Here is a 23087-nt window from a genome sequence, read left to right on the forward strand (position 1 = left end):
ATATTTATTTAATATTAACCGAGGTAAGGATTATCAGGTACGCGAACCAAATCGTCAGCAACCAAGCGCTCAGCAATCTGGACAGCATTCCAAGCAGCACCCTTCAAGAGGTTATCGGAAACAACCCACATGTTGAATGCTCCTTCGTTTTCAAAGTCGGGACGAACACGGCCGACAAAGGTTTCGCGCTTGCCTTCAGCTTCGATAGATTGAGGATAGATTTGGTGGGCAGTGTCATCTTGTAAGACAACGCCATCTGCGCCATCCAAAGCAGCCTTGATTTGATCGGCTGTGGCATTCTTATCAGCAACTTCAAAGTAGACTGACTCACCATGGGCAATCCGAATTGGCACCCGGACACAAGTTGCAGTAACCTTGATGTCCTTGGCATCCATGTCATCCAACATGATCTTCTTGGTTTCATGGATCATCTTCCACTCTTCGTGAGTGTAGTAACCGTCTGATTCAAAGACGTCAATTTGTGGTAAGAGGTTAAAGGCCATTTGATAGTGCTTCTTGTCACCTTTAGTTGGCAGAATCTTTGGATCAGTTGGTTCACCATTCAAGACTTGTTGAGATTCTTCCATCAATTCGTTCAATGCTGATTGACCGGCACCCGAAACGGCCTGATAAGTCGAAACAATGACCTGCTTCAAACCATACTTCTTGTAAATAGGTTCAAGACAGACCACCATTTGAATGGTTGAACAGTTGGGGTTGGCAATAATGCCGCGATGATTGTAAAGCGCCTTTTCGTTAACTTCGGGGATAACCAACGGAACTTCTTTTTCCATTCGGAAGGCACTGGTATTATCAACACAGACAGCCCCGCGTTTAACAGCTTCCGGTAAAAACTTCTTGGAAGTTGAACCACCAGCTGAAGACAAAACCAAATCAATCCCGTTGAATGAGTCCGGTGTGGTTTCTTCAACCGTGTGATCTTCACCACGGAATTGCAATACCTTGCCCGCTGAACGTGATGAGGCCAACAGCTTAACACTCTTAACCGGAATGGTTGACTGCTCTAATTGTTGAATCATGCGGGTTCCAACAGCTCCCGTAGCACCTAAAATTGCGACGTTAAACTCTTTCATCTAACTAATCCCCTTTTCGTTATTTCGTTAATGCAAGTAAATAATCGTTCATGCGATCCATGGCCAACTTGATGTCATCATCAGAAGCAGCGTAAGACATCCGAATCCAGCCTTCACCACCGGGACCAAATGCTGATCCGGGGGTGACGCCGACTTTGGCGTCCTTTGCCAAATGAGTTGAAAATTCAACTGATGTTTCGTTTATTGTATCAGGAATCTTGGCAAAAATGTAAAATGCGCCTTGAGGCATGACAATATGCATCCCCATTTTCTCCAACCGATCGGCAATATAGTCCCGGCGTTTGTGGTAGGCAGCCCGCATTGGGACTGGATCTTCCAGCCCATTATTCAAGGCTTCGGCAGCCGCATATTGGGCTGGATTGGATGGTGCAGTTACCACAAATGCATGCATCTTGGAGGCGTTGGTAACAAAATCCTTTGGAGCTGCAATGTAGCCGATTCGATAACCGGTCATCGCATGGGATTTTGAGAGACCATTAATTAAGATTGTTTGTCCGGGAATCATCGTGGCGATTGAATGATGTTCAACACCGTAAGTCAATTCACTATAGATTTCATCGGCCAACACAAACATTTTGTGTTGAGAAATAATATCAGCGAGGGCTTTTAACTGCTCCGCGGTGTATTCAACACCAGTTGGATTTGATGGATAGTTCAAAATAATGGCTTTAACGCTATCACCATTTTCATCGAGCGCTTTTTGAAGCTTTTCAGGAGTTAAAACAAAACCGTCATCAGACGTATCAATTGTGATCAGTTCAGCGCCGGCCACCTTGATAATAGGGAAATACAACGCAAAGGCAGGGGTTGGCACGATGACCTTGTCACCTGGATTAAGAATTGCGGTCAATGATGAATAGATGGCTTCAGTTGCACCGACAGTGACCACAATTTCAGTATCCGGATCATAATCCAATCCGGTTCGCTGCTTGAGGTAATTGCTAATTCCACTTCGCAATTCCGGAATTCCTTTTTGAGCGGAATAATGAGATTTATTTTCTTCAATACTCTTAATGGCCGCCTGTTTGGCGTGTTCCGGAACATCAAAATCCGGTTCACCAATGGTTAATTTGACGATCCCGGGAATTGATGAAATTTCCTGATCAAATTCACGAATTCCTGAAGGCCCTACTGATTTCACATTTTCATTAATAACATCTGAAAGTTTGCTATCTAACTGTGGCATGTTTTCCTCCTGATTTTAATTACATAATATTTTCTAGGCCAACGATTAACTTGGTTGCTTTGGCTGCTGCTGGGACGGCCAGTTCAACACCGCTCATAAATGAGCCGCGGTCAAACGAATCCTGCCTGATGGTCAAAGCTTCACCCTTACTGCCGAAGAGAACTTGTTCATGGGCAACGTATCCGGGCAAACGAACCGAATGAATCTTAATACCGTCATAATCACCGCCACGAACACCTTTTAACGTTTCTTCGGTCGCCGGAGCCGGCTTCTTGCCTCGGACTTCATCGATCATCTTTGCAGTGGCCAATGCGGTTCCTGACGGCGCATCAAGTTTGTCGTCGTGGTGCATTTCAATGATTTCAACACCGGGCATATACTTGGCAGCTTCCTTGGCGAATTTCATCAAGAGAACGGCTGAGATACCAAAGTTGGGTGCGAGAATCCCACCAACGTGGGTTTCATCTGCTAACTTGATCAACTCATCGACTTGGTCATCGGTCATCCCCGATGTTCCAATCACTGGGTGGATGCCGTGTTGAATGGCAAACTTGGCGTTGTCAAAAGCTGCTGTCGGAACCGTAAAATCGATCCAAACATCAGCGTCAGTTTGGATGTCGTCCAAGCTGGCGAACAACTTCACGCTGTCATCCATGCCCATCCCTTTGAGATGAACCGTGTCAATTCCAGGATTATAGGCACCAACCATTTCAAATTCATCATTCTGATTGACCATCTGAACCGTTTTTTGCCCCATCGATCCCATAAAGCCGGCCACTAAAACTTTAATCATTGAGAAAACTCCTTCGTTTATCTATATAAATGATTCCAAATCATCTGAAATTAGCTTTGTGCCATTTCAGTTCCGTCAACAGGAATATCTTCGAGGCTCTTTACACCTAACTTGGCAGCCAGGGTTGCTTTTTCCTCATCGTTTAATGAAACGATTGGCAGACGGCAGTCACCGGCACCGAAGCCCTGAACATTCAAAATTGCTTTGATGCATGATGGTGATGGGTACATGAACAAGGCTTGAACTTTAGGGGTTAAGAAACGCATCAAATCTCCTGCAGTTTCAACATCGCCGGATTCAAGGGCATCGTACATTTTCCGCATTTCTCTACCATAGATATGGCTGGTAACGGAAATGACACCGTTGGCACCAACTGCTTTGGCAGATAATGCCTGAGCATCTTCACCGGTGTAGACATTGAAGTCATCCGGTGTATTTTGAACCAGATATTCCAAATCTTCTAATGAAGTACACTGCTTAACCCCGGCAATGTTTTCGTTGTGTGATAATTCAACAACCGTATCATTGGCCATGGTAACGCCGGTTCTGCCTGGGATATTATAGATGATCAATGGAATTGGTGACTGTTCGGCAACTGCCGTGTAATGAGCGATCATCCCGCGTTGATTTGGTTTGTTATAGTATGGCACAACGACCAATGCGTAATCAATGCCGGGAATGCTGCCAACTTCAGCGGTCAATTGAACTGTTTCGGCAGTGTTGTTGCTGCCTGTTCCGGCGATGATGGTCCCACGGCCGTCCACGATTTGGGCAAACCGCGTGTATAATTCAATCTTCTCATCATGGCTTAAAGTTGGCGTTTCACCAGTGGTTCCGCCGATAACAAAGCCTCGGCTGCCTGTTTCGATCAAATGATTGGTCAATTTTTCCAAACCTTCAAAGTTGATGTTCCCGTCTTCGCCAAATGGTGTCACAATCGCTGTCATAATATCTGCACTAATCATAAAAATCCCTACTTTCTTTTTATTGGTTTAATTGTTCATCCTATATTCAAGAAATCTGGTAATTGAGTTGATGCCCTTTGGAATGGAAGATTCCTTCGGGTTCAATGTGGCTGAATGAAGCTGTGAAGTATCATCCACACCCAGCCAAAACATGGTGCCTGGAATCTTTGATAAGAGATAGCCAAAATCTTCTCCGGTCATTGCCGGTTCAGTTTCCACAAATTCGGTTTCCGGATCCTGTTTGGCAAACTCAATGAAACGTTTGGTCAACTCATCGTTGTTTTCGACTGGTAAATAACCGCCTTGGTTAAATTGAATGTTGACCTCGGCGCCATAACTGGTTGCCACTCCATTGGCGACCATTTTCAGTCGATCAACGATATGTTCGATCATCTTTTGAGTTAGACCCCGAATTGTTCCTTCGATGCGGGCCTTTCCGGCAATCACATTACGAATCGTGCCGGCATCTAATTTACCAAAGGTGATTACACCACCTTCAATTGGATCAACACTTCTGGAAACAATCGTCTGAACCTGACCGATAAACTCAGCCGCGGCAACCACCATGTCGTTCGCATTTTGCGGGTATGCAGCATGGCCGCTCTTACCAATCAAATCGACGTTGACTTCGGTGGTACCGGCAAACAACGTACCCATCCGACAGCCAATCGCACCGGCTGGTAGGCCAGGATTATCATGGAGCCCATAGAATTCATCGGGTCGCCATTTACCTTTAAACACGCCCAGTTCGTAAGCAACCTTACCGCCGTTTTCGCTTTCTTCGGCAGGCTGGAAGAAAAAGATCATATTATCTCTAGGCTGATGTTCCGTGAACCAATTCAGAACCCCCAAAGCCACGGTCATGTGAATATCATGCCCACAAGCATGCATCACACCGGCATTCTTGGATGAGAACGGAAGCCCGGTCTGCTCAGTGACTGGCAGTGCATCAATGTCGGTCCGATAACCAATCGTTCGCTTGGGATCGGAACCATTAACGTATACCAGAAGGGCAGTTGGTAAATCCGGAATCTCTTTTATTTCAATGTATTCTTGATTAAAAGATTCAATCGTCTTCAGCAGGTAATCGTGAGTGGCCGTTTCATGCATTGCCAACTCGGGATATTCGTGTAAATGTCTGCGAATTTGAATTAAATCTTCCTTATTAAGTTGACTCATTGAATCACAACTTTCTTAAATCGTCTTCAAGTCCAGTCTCTGAGGTGGTCTTTTCGTCAACATCTTTGACTTTTCGGGCAGGCACGCCGGCAACCACTGTGTGGGGTGCAACATCTTTGGTCACGATTGAACCTGCAGCGACAACCGCACCTTCTCCAACGTGAACGCCTTCGATTACCACGGCGTTTGCACCAACCAACACGTTGTCGTCAACTTGAACCGGTTTGGCTGAGGCTGGTTCAACAACCCCTGCCAAGACGGCCCCGGCACCAATGTGGGAATGCTTTCCAACAATCGCCCGGCCGCCTAAAACAACGCCCATGTCGATCATGGTGTCATCGCCGATTTCGGCACCGATATTGATGATTGCGCCCATCATGATCACTGCGTTGTTTCCTATTGTAACGTGGTCACGGATGATGGCACCCGGTTCAATCCGGGCATTAATATCTTTAATATCTAATAATGGAACAGCTGAGTTTCTGGAATCTGCTTCAATTTCGTAATCATCAATTTCAGCTTTGTTCTTCTTGAGAAAATGTTTGACATCTTCCCAGTCACCAAAAAATGTCGCTGTGTGTTTCTCGGCAAATGCCTTGATTGACTTGGGGAATTTGATGTTCTTAATTGATCCCTTAAGGTAAACTTTTACTGGCGTTTTCTTCTTTGCATTGCCAATAAAATCAATGATTTCGCGTGCACTTAGTTGTTCCATTATCATTCTCCTATTTAGTGTTTTTTATTCACTCATTTTTCTATTTAATCAAAAGGTTCGTCAAGTGAAACCAAATCTTCAAAGGTTTCTCGCTTGATGGCGACCTGGGACTTGCCGTTTTCAACAAAGACAACTGCAGGTCGTGGATTACGGTTGTAGTTGGATGCCATTGCGTATCCGTAAGCACCGGTGTCCAGCATTGCCAAGACATCGCCCGGCTTGGTTTCCGGCAAATCCTGTTTTTGAATCAGGATGTCGCCGGATTCACAATACTTGCCGGCAACCCGAACAGTTTCCTTAATTGGTGCGCTTGGATCCTTAGCTAACACTGCTTCATACTTTGCTTGATAGAGGGCTGGTCGAATGTTATCGCCCATGCCGCCGTCTACCGTGACGTATGATCGGATTCCCGGAACGTCTTTCCGACTGCCGACCGTATATAAATTGTATCCGGCAGGTCCGGCAATTGATCGACCCGGCTCGATCCAAACAGCCGGCATTGGCATATTGGTTTCTTCAGTCCGCTTCTTAATTGCTTTAACAATTGCATCCACGAACATCTCAGGTGCAATTGGATCATCTTCTTCAGTGTATTTGATTCCAAATCCACCGCCAACGTTGACCACTTTGGCAACATAACCGATTTCCTTGTTCCACTCTGCCAATGTATCAATCAGCTTAACGGCTGCCATTTCAAATCCTTTAACTTCAAAGATCTGTGACCCAATATGACAATGGATACCAAGCATATTCATCCGGTCATCTTCAAGGACCAAGCCAAGTGCTTTTCTGGCTTGACCACTTTGAATGTCAAAACCAAACTTGCTGTCAACTTGGCCGGTCTGATCGTACTCATGGGTATGAGCGGAAATTCCCGGGGTCACTCTCAACATCACGTTGATATGGGATTGACGGTCATCCAAGACCTCCTTGAGCAAATCAATTTCATGGAAGTTGTCCAGGATAATCACACCAATTTGGTGATCAACCGCCATCTCCAATTCTTCGCGGGATTTGTCATTACCGTGGAAGCTGACCCGCTCCATTGGGAAGCCGGCTTTGATTGCCGTGTACAATTCCCCGCCGGAAACAACATCAATGTGGCCATCTTCTTGGTTGATTAACTGAAACATGGCGATGCAGGCAAATGCCTTGCTTGCATAACTAACCGCAAAATCAACACCGTTATCCTGGAACACCTTTTGGAAATGGTGGATCTGGTCGCGGATGGCTTTCACATCGTAAACCACTAATGGTGTTTTATATTGTTTGACCAAATCCAGTGAATCCACTCCCCCGATTTGTAAGTGTCCCGCCTGGTTCGTTGATAATTGGTCGATTTGATTCGTCATGTCTTCTCCTCCAAATGTTTGCTGTGATGTTTGGTACTGGAAATAAAAAAATCTCTTTATTTAGCTGTGCGCTAAACAAAGAGACTCAGAATTGATTATTTACATAATTCCGTATCATTTGTCGTTAGCGCCCCGCAGCCGACTTATCCGCCGCGACAGTCCAAAGCCTATTAAGCCAAGTCCCAGCGCGCCAAGTGCTACCTCACATGGTGCTTCGGCAACCGCCCCTTTCATTAGCTTCAAAGTCCAGGTAGGGACTCCACTAATTACTGATGTTGGTTGCAACCTCTAATGATTTAATTGTGATAAGTTTATAATGATTCTCATAAAGTGTCAATACTTTTACAGGTTGTTTTGCAAATTTATGCAGACATGAGTCCAAAACAGCTTGCCTCTTGCAAATAAATTCAAAACTGCTAAAATTCGTTTTAACAATCTCTAACCGAATTGTTAATTAATGGGAATATCCAGGGAGTGATCAAAAGTTATGAAAGTCGTTAAGTTTGGGGGCAGTTCGTTAGCTGATGCAGCCCATGTGCAAAAAGTGATCAACATTGTTCAAAGTGATCCGGAGCGAAAAGTGGTTGTGACCTCTGCTCCGGGAAAAAGATTTTCCGGCGACATCAAAGTAACCGATCTGCTGATCAAATACGCGAACGCAATCATTGATCGGACTGATTCAAAACAAATTGTGTCAGACATCTTTAGCCGTTATCAAAAAATCGGCAATGGGTTCAAAGTGCCACAGGCAGTTTTGGATGATATCCAATCAAAATTAGCCAACCTGCCAAATCAACCCTACCCAAATGACGATTATCTCATGGCTGCTTTCAAAGCCCACGGTGAACGTTTAAACGCGGAACTGTTTGCCGCCTGCTTAACTGAAGCTGGAACCAAAGCCCGATTCGTTGATCCAAGCGAAGCCGGAATCTTATTAAGCGATGATCCGAATAGTGCGACAGTTCTGGAAAAGACATACGATAACCTGGCCCATCTAAAATATGGTGATGAACGATTGGTATTCCCCGGTTTCTTTGGCTTTACCGAAGCCGGCCGGATTGCCACGTTTGCCCGGGGTGGTTCAGACATTACCGGCTCCATCCTGGCCCGCGGACTCCACGCTTCGCTTTATGAGAACTTTACCGACGTTGATGCGATTTACGCAGCCAATCCCAAGATTGTTCCCGACGCGCAGCCGATTCACAAACTTACTTTTAGAGAAATGCGTGAATTATCTTACGCCGGCTTCTCGGTATTTAACGATGAAGCCATTATTCCCGCAATTCAAGGTCAGGTTCCCATTAACGTCAAAAATACCAACAACCCGGATCTGCCGGGTACCCTGATCGTTCCCGAAAAAGATTTCACATCCAAACGACCGGTTACTGGAATCGCCGGTTCCAACCGATTTGCCGCACTTTATCTGCACAGATACCTGCTGAACAAGGAAGTCGGCTTTACCCTTAAAATCTTACAAATCCTGTACAAATACGGTGTCTCATACGAACATATGCCTTCAGGAATTGATGATTTGACGATCATATTTGACCGCAGTCAACTGGACAGTGATACAATTAAAAAAATGTGTCATGACATCCAGGCTCAACTCAACCCTGATACATTAGACTGGATCGATGATTATGCAATCATTATGGTCGTTGGAGAAGGTATGCGGGCGCGGGTAGGGACCATTGAGAACATCATCCGACCGCTTGCCGAACACAACATTCCCGTTCACATGATCAACCAGGGTGCTTCACGAATTTCAATCATGTTAGGCACCCGGCAGTCAGATGCCGACGCAGCAGTTAAATACATTTACCAACATTTTTTTAAAGAAAATCCTTCCGTTAACCAACTTGAATATCAGACGGAAGTCTAAAGGAGGAGCGTCATGGTGGAATTATTAAAAGTCCACGGTTCACAGAACAAGTTTTTTATTCTGGACCAAACGGCATTAAAAGCTAAATTATCTCAAGATGAATTGGTGGCTTTGGCCAAACACATCACCGAACCTGAACATGGACTCCTTGACGGTGCCGATGGCCTCTTGGTGATTGATGCTTCTGATCACGATGGCGCCTTGGGCAGCATGCAGGTGATCAACACCGACGGCAGCATTGCGTCAATGTGTGGCAACGGTTTACGAACCGTTTCCCGTTACCTGTCGGATAAGTTCGAAAAGGATGCTTTCAAAGTTGAAACGATGGACAGCGATCTTCACGTTCACCGTGAAGCCGATCTCGCTGATAACGTGCCAACTTTCAGCGTTGAAATTTCGCCAGTCACTTTCGCAAAAGAAAGCCTGCCCTTCGACAACTTGGGCACTGATACCTTGATTAACAAAGAAGTTCCTCAGTTCGCCCCCGGCCTGAAGTTCACCGCAATTGCGGTTCCCAATCCACATCTGATCAGCTTCGTCGATGAAGCAACCATGCACTCAAAGACTTTGGGACAGCTTGGCAAGATGCTCAATGAGCCAAACGCTTACTTCCCAGACGGTGTGAATGTCAGCTTTGCCCAAATTCTGGACCATAACACGTTGTTTGTCCGCACGTACGAGCGCGGCGTTGGATTCACCAATGCTTGTGGAACCGGAATGTCTGCAACCAGCTTGGCGTTTTGCTTGAACCATCCAGAAATGGCGGACTTCGATGAACTCATTTCAGTCTATAACCCGGGTGGAATGGTTAAGACACGCGTTCACAGCCGAGATGATACCTTCTCAATCGATCTCATTGGGAACGCAACCTTTACTCACAAAATTGAAATTCCAGAAACTGACCTTCATGCCAATGAATTGGATCACGCCCAAATCACCGAAACCGGTGAGCAGACCGATTATTTGAAGTTTGTTGAAGGACTCAAGAGTCAATCAGTTAAATAAATCAAAAAATGATTCAGCAAAATTTGCCGAATCATTTTTTATTTTGCTCTCGTAACCATGTTTCGTGGATCAATTGATTAGCCATGACCTTACAAATCATCTCAATCAGCTGATCCTGCATGAATGTGTTGGCGTCAAAGTCAGCCGCCTGCCCATTGATTCCAACAATGTGCATCCCTTCCGTTTGAATGCCAATGTTATAGTTCGCAAACGTTTCAACAATCGCTCGAAGCTTATCTTCGTTCATCATCCTACTGGCCTCCCAGTCGTAATTTCAGCCGCCACTCGTCTTGACGAACCTGATTTTCTGTCAACCGTAAATCCATGTATGGGGCGACAGATAGTAGAAAATCTTTAACGTCCTCATAGTGGGCTTTACTGGAAAAGTAATGGTTGGCTTTGCGTTGAGAAAGTTTGTCGATTTTTGCCTGTAGAGTTTTCAAGTAATCTTTCACCAGTTGAATCGTGTTCTCACGAATACTGGCAACATAAGCAATCTTTTCATCCTCAGGATCCTCAATCTCCAGCTCTTCACGGAATTTAAAGGTGCTGAGTTCGTCGGCATCGACATTCATCAGCTGAAGTTCTTGGCTGCTCACGGCATCGGCAAATAACTTGATGTCAGTCTGATCCAAATATTTGGGCAGTTGATCACTACTCATTTTGACCATCAAAACCGCCTTTCTGGCAATTCCCTGACCGAACTTGATATGAATAACAAAGTTCTTTTTGCCGATGTAGTTCACATTATCCAAAATCAGTTGCGGATTGTGGGTAACCACTTCGCCCACCGCAAAATATGTATCGTGTTTGGTTCGATAAACCTCGCCGAATTTTGGCGTCATGATGACCCTTCCTTTCGTGATGACTCATACTCATAATTTTACTTTACTTGGCGATTTTTTCAAAGGCAGGATTTTCCAAACATACGTTCAATAATTTTGTATAATAGACGATAGACAAATCGAAATGAAAGGGAGGGGTTAAGGATGACTGTGCATCAGGTCGGCATCAGAGAATTAGTGGAATTTTTGCTGCGCACCGGCGATCTTAGCCCCGCTCTCAGCAGTGAAAATACTGCTCAGGAAGGCAGCCGGATTCACCGCAAAATCCAGCACAGCCGGCCGGCATCTTATCAATCCGAAGTCGCACTAAAAACATCCATCCAGTACATGGATGATGAATATGTCATCAGTGGCCGAGCTGACGGCATCGACGAACGGGACGGCAAACCCTTGATTGAGGAAATCAAAACCTCTGACTTGGAGTTTAAATCCGTTCCAGATTCCACCCTTCAGCTTTATTGGGGCCAGGTAAAAGTGTACTCGTACATCGTCATGCACCAAGATGACATTAAGTCCGTCGACCTCCAGCTCACATACGTCCAAACACCTGACGAGAAGATCACGACCAAGACTCAGACCATCACTAAGACCGAATCAGAACTGTTTTTCACGGCCCTGGTAACTGAATTTGAACAATGGATCAAGCTGCGCCACGACCTCGATGAACGCCGAATTGCTTCCGCCAAGAAATTGGAATTTCCATTCTCAGACTATCGTCCCGGCCAACACAAGCTGGCAACCAACGTTTATAAGACAATTTTGCTGGAAAAGCATCTCTTTGTGGAAGCCCCGACTGGAACCGGCAAGACGATTTCAACCCTCTTTCCTGCCATAAAATCCATGGGTGAACAGCTGATCAACCGAATCTTTTATTTTACTGCCAAACAGAGTACCCGCCATGTCGCCGAAAACACGATTTCAATTATGGCCAAGCAGGGTTTAACCCTGAAAAGCATCACATTAACAGCCAAAGATAAAATCACCTTCCCAGCTGAAAAAGATGTTCCACCTGAAAAAAATCCCTACATGGTCGGTTATTATGACCGCGTCCGGCCGGCTATCAAAGATATTATTCAAAACGAGGACCAAATTACCAAAGCAACCGTTCAAGAATACGCTGAAAAGCACAAAGTTGACCCGTTTGAATTTTCTCTCGACGTCAGCTTGTTTTGTGATGTCATCATCTGTGACTACAATTATCTTTTTGATCCTCAAGTTCATCTCCAACGATTCTTCTCATTTCCAGATCCCGGTAACTGTTTTCTGGTCGATGAAGTTCATAACCTGGTTCAGCGTTCCCGGGAAATGTATTCCGCCACTTTGGAATCATCACCGATCAATCCATTATTGGAACAGCTGGTTAAACACAAGGCTGCCAACCAAAAAGTCATTAAACGGTTGGAATCATTGAAGCGGTCTTTCAAACGTTACAGCAAGCCGGCTGCTGAAGTCGTTGACAAACAGATTTCACAGTTGGCGCCACTGGATAATTTTAATAACACCCTTGAGAATCTGATTGAAACCATTCATCAATGGCTGGCAACTCAGACCCCAAGCGACACGGTTGACGCCATGGTGGACTACTATCTGCAATGTCGGCGTTATTACCTGATCAGCACATTCTACGATGAAACTTACCGGACTCGAATCATCATCGGTGATCATACAATCATCTTCCGCCAGTTCTGTATGGATCCCAGTAAACAGCTCAAAGCCAGTCTCAATTTGGGCCGGGCCGCCATTCTCTTCTCGGCAACCCTCAGTCCAATTACTTATTACCAACAGGTCTTGGGCAATGAGGATGACAGTCTCAGCATGATTTCCCACTCATCATTTCCACAGGAAAACTGCCAGGTTGTCATCGCTAACAACATCAATACCCTGTATGCGAACCGAGAGAACAGCCTCAAGCCAATTTGTGAAATGATCTTTACGATGATCGCCCAGAAAGCCGGCCATTACATGATGTTCTTCCCATCAATGGCTTATTTAAATGCCACGTTAAGCAAATTTGTCGAACTGCACCCGGAAATCGCCGTGATTAATCAAAAGCCGGAAATGGACAACGCCGCCAGAACAGCATTCCTTGATGAATTTCGAACCGCTGACGGCCAAACCAAAGTCGGATTTGCCCTACTCGGTGGGATTTTCTCAGAAGGTATTGATTTGAAAAATGATCAATTAATTGGCGTCGGGGTTATCAGTGTCGGCCTTCCGGGCATGAATAAAGAATCCGACCTGATTCGCGACTATTTCGATTCTTTAAATGGTCAGGGATTCTCATTTGCCTACCAGCTTCCCGGCTTCAATAATGTCAGTCAGGCTGCGGGACGGGTCATTCGAACTGATACCGACAAGGGCGTCATCGTATTGATGGATCAGCGATTCAACCAGACCCGATATCGACAAATCTTTCCGCAAAATTGGACAAACATTAAAGTGTCTAATAACGCCACTCAACTTAAAAACATCCTTCACAATTTTTGGAAAAATGGGAATCGTTAAGTGTTCTCGTTACAATTTTTATGATTGGGTGTATACTAATATCGCTGTTCGTTAATTGAATTAAAGCCAGGAGGGGTAATAATGAAATTAGCAATGTATAATAATCAGCCAACATTTGTCGCACTCCAAAACGATCAATTCTGGGGTGTGCCAATTACTGGTTACGACTCAATCGACGAGATTCTAAATGATTGGCAGAATTTTGTGTCCAATGTATTAATTAATATCAATGACGATAAAATTATCGATAACGACCAGGCAGAACAACTCGACCCAGAGAAGTTCGAACAACCTGTTCAGCACCCACGTCAGTTACCTGCAATTGGGTTTAACTATCTTGACCATATGAAAGAAATGGATATCGTTAAGCCTAAGCGGCCAAACGTCTTCAACAAGTTTGTCAGTTCACTAGCAGGCCCACAAAACGCCATTCACTTGAGTGGAAAAACAGTTGACTGGGAATCCGAACTCGTTGTCGTAATCGGTAACGGCGGCCGCAATATTAGCCGTGAGGATGCCGAAGATGCCATCGCCGGTTATATGGTTGGTCAAGACATTTCCGATCGAACGGTTCAATCAATCGATGGTCCAAGTACTCAATTTGATCTCGGAAAATCATTCAAAAATTATTCACCAATCGGCCCTTACATAACAACGATTGCCGGTGTTGATGATATTGTCTCAAAAAATGTCGTCACTAAAGTGAATGGTGAAATCATGCAGCAGGCAACGATTGATAAAATGATTTTTGATATCCAAACCCTAATCTCTTACATTTCAAATGTCATCGAATTATATCCAGGCGACTTAATCTTTACCGGTACCCCAAGCGGAACCGGAGTCGGCCGCGATCCGCAAATCTTCTTGAAGTCGGGTGACGTATTTACCAGTGACATCGATGGATTGGGAACAATTACAACACACGTTAACTAAAAAGTGTGCAAGTAGTTTTTTGACCGTCAAACTTCTATTCAACCAATACATTCAAACACAAAAAGCTGGAGCTAAATCGTTGTGATTTAGCTCCAGCTTTGTTAGTTTTGAGAATGTGTTTATTAAACAGTCATTTTTATTAAAGCTTTTCGATGACCAAGAGATATCCGGACTACTTTTTTCTAAGGATAGAGACACCTTCGGGAACCGTAAAGTCTTTTTGAATCATTGTCAATTTGCCAGACTCGCTGTCACGCGTGTACAATGTGGCATTGTCTGAGTTTTGGTTCAAAGCAATGATAAATGATTCGTCGTCACTGAGGTTGAAGTCTCTTGGGAAGTCGCCTTCCGTTGAGATCCGTTGAATCAATGACAGATTACCCTTTTCATCGGAGCTAAAGACGGCAAGAGAATTGTTACCACGATTTGAAACATACACAAATCGACCATCTTTGGAAACCCGAATGGCAGCGGCTCCATTATGTTCTGTCCAATCATCAGGAATCGTCGAGTTAATATCGCGCAATGACAAGACACCTTTGTCGGCGTCATAGTCTACAACGGCAACGTTACTGCTCAATTCGCCGACCAGATAAGCAACCTTCTTCTTGGCATCAAAGTAAATGTGGCGAGGACCGTAACCATCCGGCATTTGTAATTCACTAACCGGAACCAGCTTACCGCTGTCTTCCAAGTCGTAAATAAAGACCTTGTCGACACCCAAATCAACAGCAACAATTCTGCCTTCAGGAGTTAAATTGATATAATGTGGATGAGGCCCGTCCTGTTGTTCTTTACGGAATCCAAGCGTACCTTTGTCCATGATTCGATCTGCTTTGGAAATGGAACCATCGGCAGCAATCTTATAAGAGTTGACAGTGCCGGCATGATAGTTGGCTGTGAACACAAGCTGTTTGTCTTCATCAACTGAAATATAAGCCGGGGAAGTTTCCTGATCATGAATGGAAGCAATTGGCTTTAATGGGAAATCATCACTTGAGCCATCCCATTCAACGAAACCACCGGTAACGTTTTCCTGATCGTCTTTAACTTTGGTGATCGCATAGATGCGCTTTTTATTTGATTCTGCTACATAGGTCGGATCAATGGCGCTGCCGACAAATTTCAAATTTTGTAATTTTTGATTGTCCGTATCCAATTCTAATTGATAAACACCTTTACTGATTCTTCTGGTATATGTTCCAAGTAAGTATTTTTCTATCAAGATTTTCCCTCCAAAATAAGTTTATATGTTCATTATGCCACAGATAAAACCGAACAAAAACAACTTTGAAAGCTTTTTCACGAAAGGAACCGGATTTATGCTATCTTTTGAAAAGTTTCATCCAGTATTGACTGCCCACCTGACTTTGGATTGGTTAACTCAAACCCCCGTCAAGTCAATTGACGACTTGTTTTCCAAGCCAAGCATCACAACTGCCAAGGCAGAAAAAATGCCCAGCGAAATTCTGGACACCGTTAAGAACATTAATCACATCATGCGACTTGTCATGAACGGAAAGGAGCTGACTTGGGGAATGACCGATTCCAATTCTCAAGCCTTTGTTGGGATCGTCAGCCTTCGTGGATTTGAAGAAGCCGGAAATACTGGATCAATTGAATTCATTATCGATCAAAGTCATCGTGGGTACCTCGCAGAAGCGGTCCAAAGAACCGTGCAGTTTGCCAAAGATCATTTTGATTTCAAGCAGATCACGGTGACATTTAGTGATGCATCGGATCAAACGCGTTCAGCACTGACGGGAATCGGATTTGAGGAAAGTTCCAAGAATCAGTTTACTGTAAATATTTGATTTAACTACTGAAATACCACCTGAATGATATGACTGAATCATCACGAAGTATCCTGACACGTTTCAAAAAAATTGCTTTATTTTCTTTCTTATATTAGAATTGTTCTAAAGTATATGATGATTTATAATAAGTATAGAAAAACAATCTTACTAACCCGCTCCTCATGGAGGTGCAATAAATGACAAATAAAACTCTCAAACATTCTTTGGGGCAACTCAAAAAACAGGGTATTCGGATCACCCCGCAACGTGAAGTCATCCTGGATTATTTAATTACCCACCACAATCATCCAGACGTCGAAACGATTCGCGACGGGATCGACAGCAAGCTGCCTAACTTAAGTGTCGCCACCATTTACAACACGTTAAAGATGTTGGTCGATAATGGTCTGGTTATTGAACTTCCAAATAATGATGGTGGCATTCGCTACGATTATTTCGGGGTTCCCCACTATCACGCAATTTGTGAGAACTGCGGTAAAATTGTCGATATTTTCGACGATGACTATCCGGAATTAGTTAAACATGTCCAACAAACCACTCGCGAAAAGACTGATTTTCTCGTGACCGGCACCCAACTGGAAGTCACCGGAATCTGCCCTGACTGCCAGCGCAAATTACATCTTGCAAAACTCTCCAACAAATGATTGTTACAGCCTTAAACCGTTGATATATCAGTCATAGGCCAACAAACTTAAGGATTTTGTCAAGAACTCTTAATATGATTGACAATTAGTACCACAAAGCCCATGGGCATGCGTTAAATCGCTGTCCGTGGGCTTTTTGTCCGGTTGATTTGTATGATGCAAATCGTTTATATTAATGACCGTAGCTAATTACCACTTATGTAAAAATATAATAAACATTAAAAATGAAACTTTAAAAATTATCGAAAATTCTGAAGGGAATAATTAATTTGAAAAAAAGAGCGATTATAACTGCCCTCTGCTCACTGACATTTGCAGCAGTTGGTATGTTAGGACTAAGCAATGCGGCCGGGGCAAGCAGTGTAAATGATTATATTGCGAACAACAACATTTCGTATGCCAACGTCACCTCATCTGTATGGGGCGGCTTTCCAAAGAATGCCTACCGAAAAGGTGTCGGTAAGCCTGAGGGCGTCGTGGTTCACGAAACCGCAAACCCAAACTCAACAATTTACAATGAAATTGCCTACATGAAGAAGAACTACAACAATGCTTTCGTGCACACTTTCGTTGATGCCAGCAGAATCATTAACATTGCCAACACCAACTATCTGTCTTGGGGAGCCGGTTATCCGGCTAATGCCAGGTTTGTTCAGTTTGAGCAGGTTGAAGTTCACAGCAAATCCGCATTTGCCAGTGAAGTTGCCAACGCAGCTTACTACACGGCTTATATTTTGAACAAATACGGATTGAAGCCTAACGATGCAGCTTATGATGGCAAAGGAACTGTTTGGTCACACGGGGGTGTTTCCAAATATCTGGGTGGTACCAATCACACCGATCCAGCAGGCTATTATGCATCAGCAGGTAAGAAATACTTCGGTTCCAGCTACACATTCGCCCAATTCTATCAACTGGTGAAAACCACTTATGATAATTTGGCATCGGATGGTGCAGCTCACGGTTCATTAACAGCTTCATCAGCAAAAAAGACATATGACAAGGTCACATATGTCAAAGCAGATTCACAGGCGTCATTAGGAGAGAATTACAAGTCTTACAGGTTGTACAACCACGTTAAAAACTCACGTTCCGGCGTGAAATCATATTCGTGGTCATCAGTTGACGTCGACAAAGGTACCAAAGTCTATATTGATAACATTGGTACCAAGTCCAACGGTCATGACTGGTATCGAATTACCTTCTCAACCGACACCGGCGCAAAGAAATACTGGGTCTACGAAAAAGCGCTCGATCTAACTTATTGACAATATTTAGGAATTAATATATGATTGTTTCAATTTAGAAGACCAAGTAGTGTGAACCCAGAGAAAATGTCAATCTGCTGAAAGACGTTTAAGAACACGAATCCTATCTTCAATACGATTGCCCTAATCAGGCACGGATTTTTCCGTTATAAAACAAAAGTGTGAAGCCTAGCTTTGAATGAGAATGGTACCGCCCGTCATGGGTGTCTCAATTCAAAGTAGGCTTTTTTTATACAAAAATATGGGGTGAATGAGATGGATAAACGAATTATTAATGCAAATCGAATCGTGGTAAAGGTTGGAACCAGCAGTCTCATCCACCCAAATGGTGCGGTGAATTTGAAGACATTCGACGAATTGGCGTACACCTTGAGTGCCTTGAACAATCAAGGAAAAGAATTGATTCTGGTTTCCTCCGGTGCAATTGGTGTCGGCTTGAACAAAATGCACCTCAAGAAACGGCCAACCGAGATTGGTGCCCAACAAGCACTTGCGGCAATTGGTCAGTCAGAATTAATGACGCTGTTTACCCAAAGATTTGACCATTACCTGACTGATATTGCCCAAGTTCTTCTGACCCACGACATCTTTGACTTTCCCAAGAGCAACAAATTTGTTTTGAACACCTTTGACTGTCTGCTGCGGGATAATGTCATCCCCATCGTCAACGAGAACGATACGGTAGCCACCGACGAGTTGGATCATAAGACCACTTTTGGTGATAACGACCAACTCTCAGCGATTGTTGCCAGTCACGTTAATGCGGATCTACTAATTGTCTTGTCGGACGTTGACGGCTTTTATGATCAGAATCCTCACAAATACGCCGACGCCAACCTCATCAGCACCGTTAGTCAAATCAACGAGAACGAATTTGGCGTTGCTGGTGGCTCCGGCAGCCGTTTTGGGACTGGTGGCATGCAGACCAAACTGCTGGCTGCCAAACGCATGCTGGATGAAAATCGCATGATGGTTTTGGCAAATGGTGCGGACCCCCGAATTATTTTCAAGATTTTGGCTGGTAAGAACGTAGGAACGATCTTCCAAAAGGAGAGTGTAACTCATGAATGAAACCCTAATTGAAATCGGCAAGAATGCCAAGGCCGCTTCATATAAATTAAACTTGCTGGACACTGTCACTAAAAATAAGATTTTAAACGCATTCGCAAAAGCGCTAACCGAAAATGTCGAGACTATTTTAGCTGCCAACCATAAGGATCTGGAAAATGCCACAGACATGCCTGCGAAGTTCACCGATCGTTTGAAGCTAAGCGAACAGCGCATTAACGACATGGCGGAAGGTTTACGCCATGTTGCCGCCCTTGCTGACCCCATTGGAAACATCGATAAGGGTTGGCAGAACGATGCCGGCTTGAACATCGAAAAAAAGCGGGTCCCATTAGGTGTAATTGCGATGATTTTTGAAGCCCGGCCAAACGTCACTGTGGATGCTTCTGCACTGACGTTTAAGAGTGGCAACGCCGTTATTCTCCGTGGCGGCAAGGAAGCGCTAAACAGTAATCTTGCTCTCGCAGAAGTTCTGCGAAACGTCCTAAAAGAAAATGGCTTGGATGAAAACTCAATTCAAATCTTGCATGATACCAGCCACGAAACTGCTAATGATTTGATGCATTTGAACAAGTACGTTGATGTCCTCATTCCTCGTGGCGGCGCCGGCTTAATCAATGCGGTTGTCAAAAATTCCACCGTTCCGGTTATCGAGACTGGAGCCGGCAACTGTCATATTTACGTGGACAAAGATGCCGAACTTCAGATGGCAATTGACATCGTAGTTAACGCCAAGGTTCAGCGGCCATCAGTATGTAACGCCGCTGAAAAGCTGTTGATTCACAAGGACGTAGCAGAAAATATGCTGCCAGCCATTGCCCAAGCTCTCGAAGATCATGGCGTTGAACTCCGCGGCGATGATGCCAGCCGGAAAATCGTGTCATCAATTGTTCCAGCAACTGAAGAGGATTGGTCGACGGAATACAATGATTTGATCATGGCTGTCAAAGTTGTTGATGATGAAGAGCAGGCAATCAATCATATCAACGAATACTCTACCGGTCATTCAGAAGTTATCATCTCCGACAATTATCAAAGCGGTCAAGAATTTCTGAACACAATTGATTCCGCCTGTGTTTATGTAAATGCTTCAACCAGATTTACCGACGGATTTGAGTTCGGCTTTGGTGCTGAAATTGGTATTAGCACGCAAAAACTGCATGCCAGAGGACCAATGGGATTGAACGAACTCACGACTACCAAGTATGTTATTCGTGGGAATGGTCAGACGAGAGCATAAATTCATATCAAGATAAAATTGTTCAAAAAATAATAACGTCCGACAATCAAGTTGATTGTTGAACGCTATTTTTTTGATTACTTTTTTAGTAATTGATGCTGTTGTAAATAATTCTTTGCGACACTTGCCGCACTCCGATGCTTAACCGTGACCTGATAATTCATTTCTTGCATATCACGGGTAGTAATCTTACCTGATAAAGCCTTCAGGGAACGAACAACATTAGGGTGATCCTTGGCAAACTGATTGGTCATCATTGGGGCACCCTGATAAGGTGGGAAGAATCGCTTGGAATCTTTCAGGACAACCAAGTGATACTCGCGGATTTGAGGATCCGTGGTGTAAGCATCGGTCACGTCCACCCGGCCATCATGCAACGCCACGTAACGCAATGACGGCTCCATAGTCCGAGCTGATTTCAGCTTGAAATGATAAGCCTTCTGCAAGCCGGGATAACCATCCGACTGTTGATAAAAGTCGGGATCAAACGCACCATTAAGCTTGTTGCCAACTCTTTGAAGATCGGCAATTGTTCTTAAGTGATACTTCGTGGCAGTCGACTTTCTAACAGTAATTGCATACCCGTTTTGATACGCCATTGGTTTCAGATAATGCATATTAAATTGTTTGTTCAGGTCATTTTTTGCGTCTTGATAAGCCAACTTCGGATCTGAGTTCACCTTTTGTGAGGAGCGCACCAGCGACTGCAGAACGGTACCGGTGAACTCAGGGTAGACATCAATTTGACCACTTTTTAATGCCTTGAACAAGAAACTGGTCCCACCAAAATTAGGTTTAAGTTCAACCTTTGCTCTTGGATTATCCTGTTCAATCAAATCTTTATACATATTAATCAGAATTTCGGGTTCGCCACCCATTTTCCCAGCAATCGTGATAGTTTGAGCCGGCTTGGTAAACAGTGACCAACCCAAAGCCCCACCACCCAAAACGAGGATAACCAAAATACCAATTCCAAGTTTTTTAAATGAAACTTTGGAAAGGACTTTGATCAGCCAACTGGCCAGCAATGCTAGCACGGCTGAGAGCACAGCTCCGACAACCAGAGCATCGTTATTGTTGGTTTGAATTCCCAACAAGATATAGGTTCCAAGGCCACCGCCACCAATCAAGGCTGCCAAAGTGGCAGTTCCGATGACTAATACCGTCGCAATCCGGATTCCAGACAGAATCATCGGCATCGCAAGCGGCAGCTCAATTCGAAATAATTTGAACCGATAAGTAACGCCCAGAGCATCAGCCGCCTCCAGCAGTACCGGATCAATATTGGTTAACCCCGCATATGTATTCTGAAAGATTGGCATGATTGCGTACAGCACCAGCGCAATAATGGCTGGAACTGTGCCGATGCCGACAAATGGAATCAAAATACCCAAAACAGCCAAGCTTGGGATGGTTTGAATAATCCCGGCAAGCTGTGAAATCAGCTCACCAATCTTTGGGCGGTTGACCAGGGCAATCGCAAGTGGAATCGCAATGATAATCGTAATAATAATGGCAATTAATGATATTTCCACATGCTGCCAGAGGGCCTGCATGATTGCGCCGGCATTTTTACTGGCATATGCCATAACAGAATCAATCATATGACGACTCCTTCCCCAGATCAGCAACGTAGGAAATCAGGTCGCTTTGGCTTAAAACTTCGCCGTCAACAGCGATGAGCTGAGTCGGATTTTTCTCTAAAAGGCCGGCCCACTCATAGACCGTTTGACTATTCTGAAGTCGGATCACTTGGTCATTCTTGGTTAAACGGCGACCAAGACCGGATGTGAGGACCTGTTTTAATAAACGGGTACTCGAATTATCCACGTCAAAGAACCGCTTCACGAAGTCATCTGCAGGGTTGGCCATCATATAATCCGGCTCACCCTCTTGGAGGATAACCCCATTGTGAATCACTGCCAGTCGGTCTGCCAGCAAAAATGCTTCGTGCATATCATGGGTCACAAAGACAATCGTAGTATCGATTTGTTTATGGAGATTTAAAATAATTTTTTGTAATTGACGTCGAGATACGGGATCCAGTGCGCTGAATGGTTCATCCATCAACACCAATTTGGGTCTGGCTGCCAACGCGCGAACAATGCCGACTCGTTGCGCTTCCCCACCCGACAATTCACTGGGCATGCGGTTTAAAAACTGATCCGGGTCCAAATTAACTTTGGCCATCAATTCAGCAATCCGCTCGTGTTTTTTCTGAGGTTCCCAACCCAAATTATCCAATTGGATTGATGCATTCTGCTCGATTGTCATATTGGGAAATAACGCACCGGTTTGCAGCACATACCCGATATGTCGCCGCAGCTTCTGCAGATGGCTGTCAGCAACGTCCTGGCCGTCGATTTTGACCGTCCCGCTAGTCGGTACAACCAATCGGTTAATCGTCTTCAAAAGGGTTGTTTTTCCACTTCCTGAAGGTCCGACCAACACAAAAAACTCACCATCATCAATAGTGAGATTTAAGTCTTTTAAGGCAAACTGGCCGTCAAATTTTTTCGTGACGTTGGAAAATTCAATCATTAGTAATCACCTCATGAAATACCTGGTGGTTTAA

Annotated in this window: 21 protein-coding genes and 1 riboswitch; of the genes, 9 read left to right on the plus strand and 12 right to left on the minus strand. The window is 44.3% G+C overall.

What is annotated here, in order from left to right; genetic code table 11:
- Positions 1-14: 14 nt before the first annotated feature.
- The 7 genes from FD17_RS03160 to lysA are packed head-to-tail and all read right to left on the minus strand — an operon-like array spanning position 15 to position 7305.
- On the minus strand, positions 15-1094 hold the full coding sequence (locus tag FD17_RS03160; RefSeq protein ID WP_057823507.1) for an aspartate-semialdehyde dehydrogenase: 1080 nt from the start codon (positions 1092-1094) through the stop codon (positions 15-17).
- Positions 1095-1113: 19 nt separating this feature from the next.
- Entirely contained in the window at positions 1114-2301 is a 1188-nt protein-coding gene (locus FD17_RS03165; protein WP_057823509.1) for an aminotransferase class I/II-fold pyridoxal phosphate-dependent enzyme, read from the minus strand.
- 19 nt (positions 2302-2320) lie between these two features.
- Entirely contained in the window at positions 2321-3094 is a 774-nt protein-coding gene (gene dapB, locus FD17_RS03170; RefSeq protein ID WP_057823511.1) for a 4-hydroxy-tetrahydrodipicolinate reductase, read from the minus strand.
- Between the two features lie 50 nt (positions 3095-3144).
- On the minus strand, positions 3145-4059 hold the full coding sequence (gene dapA, locus FD17_RS03175) for a 4-hydroxy-tetrahydrodipicolinate synthase (protein WP_057823513.1): 915 nt from the start codon (positions 4057-4059) through the stop codon (positions 3145-3147).
- 27 nt (positions 4060-4086) lie between these two features.
- Entirely contained in the window at positions 4087-5238 is a 1152-nt protein-coding gene (locus FD17_RS03180) for an N-acetyldiaminopimelate deacetylase (RefSeq protein ID WP_057823515.1), read from the minus strand.
- 4 nt (positions 5239-5242) lie between these two features.
- Positions 5243-5953 carry a 2,3,4,5-tetrahydropyridine-2,6-dicarboxylate N-acetyltransferase gene (dapD, locus tag FD17_RS03185; protein ID WP_057823517.1) on the minus strand — a complete coding sequence of 237 codons (711 nt, stop codon included), beginning with the start codon at positions 5951-5953 and terminating at the stop codon, positions 5243-5245.
- Positions 5954-5997: 44 nt separating this feature from the next.
- The gene (lysA, locus tag FD17_RS03190; protein ID WP_057823518.1) at positions 5998-7305 is read right to left on the minus strand and encodes a diaminopimelate decarboxylase; all 1308 of its coding nucleotides are present in this window, start codon (positions 7303-7305) and stop codon (positions 5998-6000) included.
- A 117-nt stretch (positions 7306-7422) separates the two neighbouring features.
- Positions 7423-7604, minus strand: a riboswitch (Lysine riboswitch).
- A gap of 188 nt (positions 7605-7792) precedes the next feature.
- Between lysA and FD17_RS03195 the strand changes: the two genes are divergently transcribed.
- Complete coding sequence (locus tag FD17_RS03195; protein ID WP_057823520.1) at positions 7793-9187, plus strand: aspartate kinase; 1395 nt, start codon at positions 7793-7795, stop codon at positions 9185-9187.
- 12 nt (positions 9188-9199) lie between these two features.
- Positions 9200-10192 (plus strand): diaminopimelate epimerase, encoded by a 993-nt coding sequence (dapF, locus tag FD17_RS03200; protein WP_057823522.1) that lies wholly within the window; start codon positions 9200-9202, stop codon positions 10190-10192.
- 31 nt (positions 10193-10223) lie between these two features.
- Here dapF and FD17_RS03205 read toward each other — a convergent pair whose 3' ends face one another.
- Complete coding sequence (locus FD17_RS03205; RefSeq protein WP_057823524.1) at positions 10224-10442, minus strand: hypothetical protein; 219 nt, start codon at positions 10440-10442, stop codon at positions 10224-10226.
- A 1-nt stretch (position 10443) separates the two neighbouring features.
- The gene (locus tag FD17_RS03210; protein ID WP_057823526.1) at positions 10444-11037 is read right to left on the minus strand and encodes a hypothetical protein; all 594 of its coding nucleotides are present in this window, start codon (positions 11035-11037) and stop codon (positions 10444-10446) included.
- A 144-nt stretch (positions 11038-11181) separates the two neighbouring features.
- Here FD17_RS03210 and FD17_RS03215 point away from each other — a divergent pair, with 144 nt between their 5' ends.
- Both FD17_RS03215 and FD17_RS03220 read left to right on the plus strand, forming a co-directional pair.
- Positions 11182-13542, plus strand: a complete 2361-nt coding sequence (locus tag FD17_RS03215) for an ATP-dependent DNA helicase (RefSeq protein WP_057823528.1) — start codon at positions 11182-11184, stop codon at positions 13540-13542.
- Between the two features lie 81 nt (positions 13543-13623).
- A complete protein-coding gene (locus FD17_RS03220; protein ID WP_057823529.1) occupies positions 13624-14475 on the plus strand; it encodes a fumarylacetoacetate hydrolase family protein in 852 nt (283 codons plus the stop codon).
- Between the two features lie 172 nt (positions 14476-14647).
- On the opposite strand, the gene FD17_RS03225 is transcribed toward FD17_RS03220, so the two are convergent.
- Complete coding sequence (locus FD17_RS03225; protein ID WP_057823531.1) at positions 14648-15700, minus strand: lactonase family protein; 1053 nt, start codon at positions 15698-15700, stop codon at positions 14648-14650.
- Between the two features lie 97 nt (positions 15701-15797).
- Here FD17_RS03225 and FD17_RS03230 point away from each other — a divergent pair, with 97 nt between their 5' ends.
- The 5 genes from FD17_RS03230 (at position 15798) to FD17_RS03250 (ending at position 20512) form a co-directional block, all read left to right on the plus strand.
- Positions 15798-16289 carry a GNAT family N-acetyltransferase gene (locus FD17_RS03230; RefSeq protein WP_057823535.1) on the plus strand — a complete coding sequence of 164 codons (492 nt, stop codon included), beginning with the start codon at positions 15798-15800 and terminating at the stop codon, positions 16287-16289.
- Between the two features lie 179 nt (positions 16290-16468).
- Positions 16469-16936, plus strand: a complete 468-nt coding sequence (locus FD17_RS03235) for a Fur family transcriptional regulator (RefSeq protein WP_057823536.1) — start codon at positions 16469-16471, stop codon at positions 16934-16936.
- Between the two features lie 269 nt (positions 16937-17205).
- Positions 17206-18204: a peptidoglycan recognition protein family protein gene (locus FD17_RS03240; RefSeq protein ID WP_057823538.1), complete on the plus strand. Its 999-nt coding sequence runs from the start codon at positions 17206-17208 to the stop codon at positions 18202-18204.
- A gap of 255 nt (positions 18205-18459) precedes the next feature.
- A complete protein-coding gene (proB, locus tag FD17_RS03245; protein WP_057823540.1) occupies positions 18460-19275 on the plus strand; it encodes a glutamate 5-kinase in 816 nt (271 codons plus the stop codon).
- Complete coding sequence (locus tag FD17_RS03250; protein WP_057823542.1) at positions 19268-20512, plus strand: glutamate-5-semialdehyde dehydrogenase; 1245 nt, start codon at positions 19268-19270, stop codon at positions 20510-20512. The genes proB and FD17_RS03250 overlap by 8 nt, the downstream gene beginning before the upstream one ends.
- Positions 20513-20589: 77 nt before the next feature.
- Here the strand turns inward: FD17_RS03250 and FD17_RS03255 are convergent, their stop codons facing one another.
- Both FD17_RS03255 and FD17_RS03260 read right to left on the minus strand, forming a co-directional pair.
- Entirely contained in the window at positions 20590-22116 is a 1527-nt protein-coding gene (locus tag FD17_RS03255) for an ABC transporter permease/substrate-binding protein (RefSeq protein WP_057823543.1), read from the minus strand.
- Positions 22109-23053 carry an ABC transporter ATP-binding protein gene (locus FD17_RS03260; protein WP_057823545.1) on the minus strand — a complete coding sequence of 315 codons (945 nt, stop codon included), beginning with the start codon at positions 23051-23053 and terminating at the stop codon, positions 22109-22111. The genes FD17_RS03255 and FD17_RS03260 overlap by 8 nt, the downstream gene beginning before the upstream one ends.
- Between the last annotated feature and the right edge of the window lie 34 nt (positions 23054-23087).

Origin of the sequence: Lentilactobacillus sunkii DSM 19904, assembly GCF_001435575.1 — a bacterium.
Lineage (GTDB): Bacteria > Bacillota > Bacilli > Lactobacillales > Lactobacillaceae > Lentilactobacillus > Lentilactobacillus sunkii.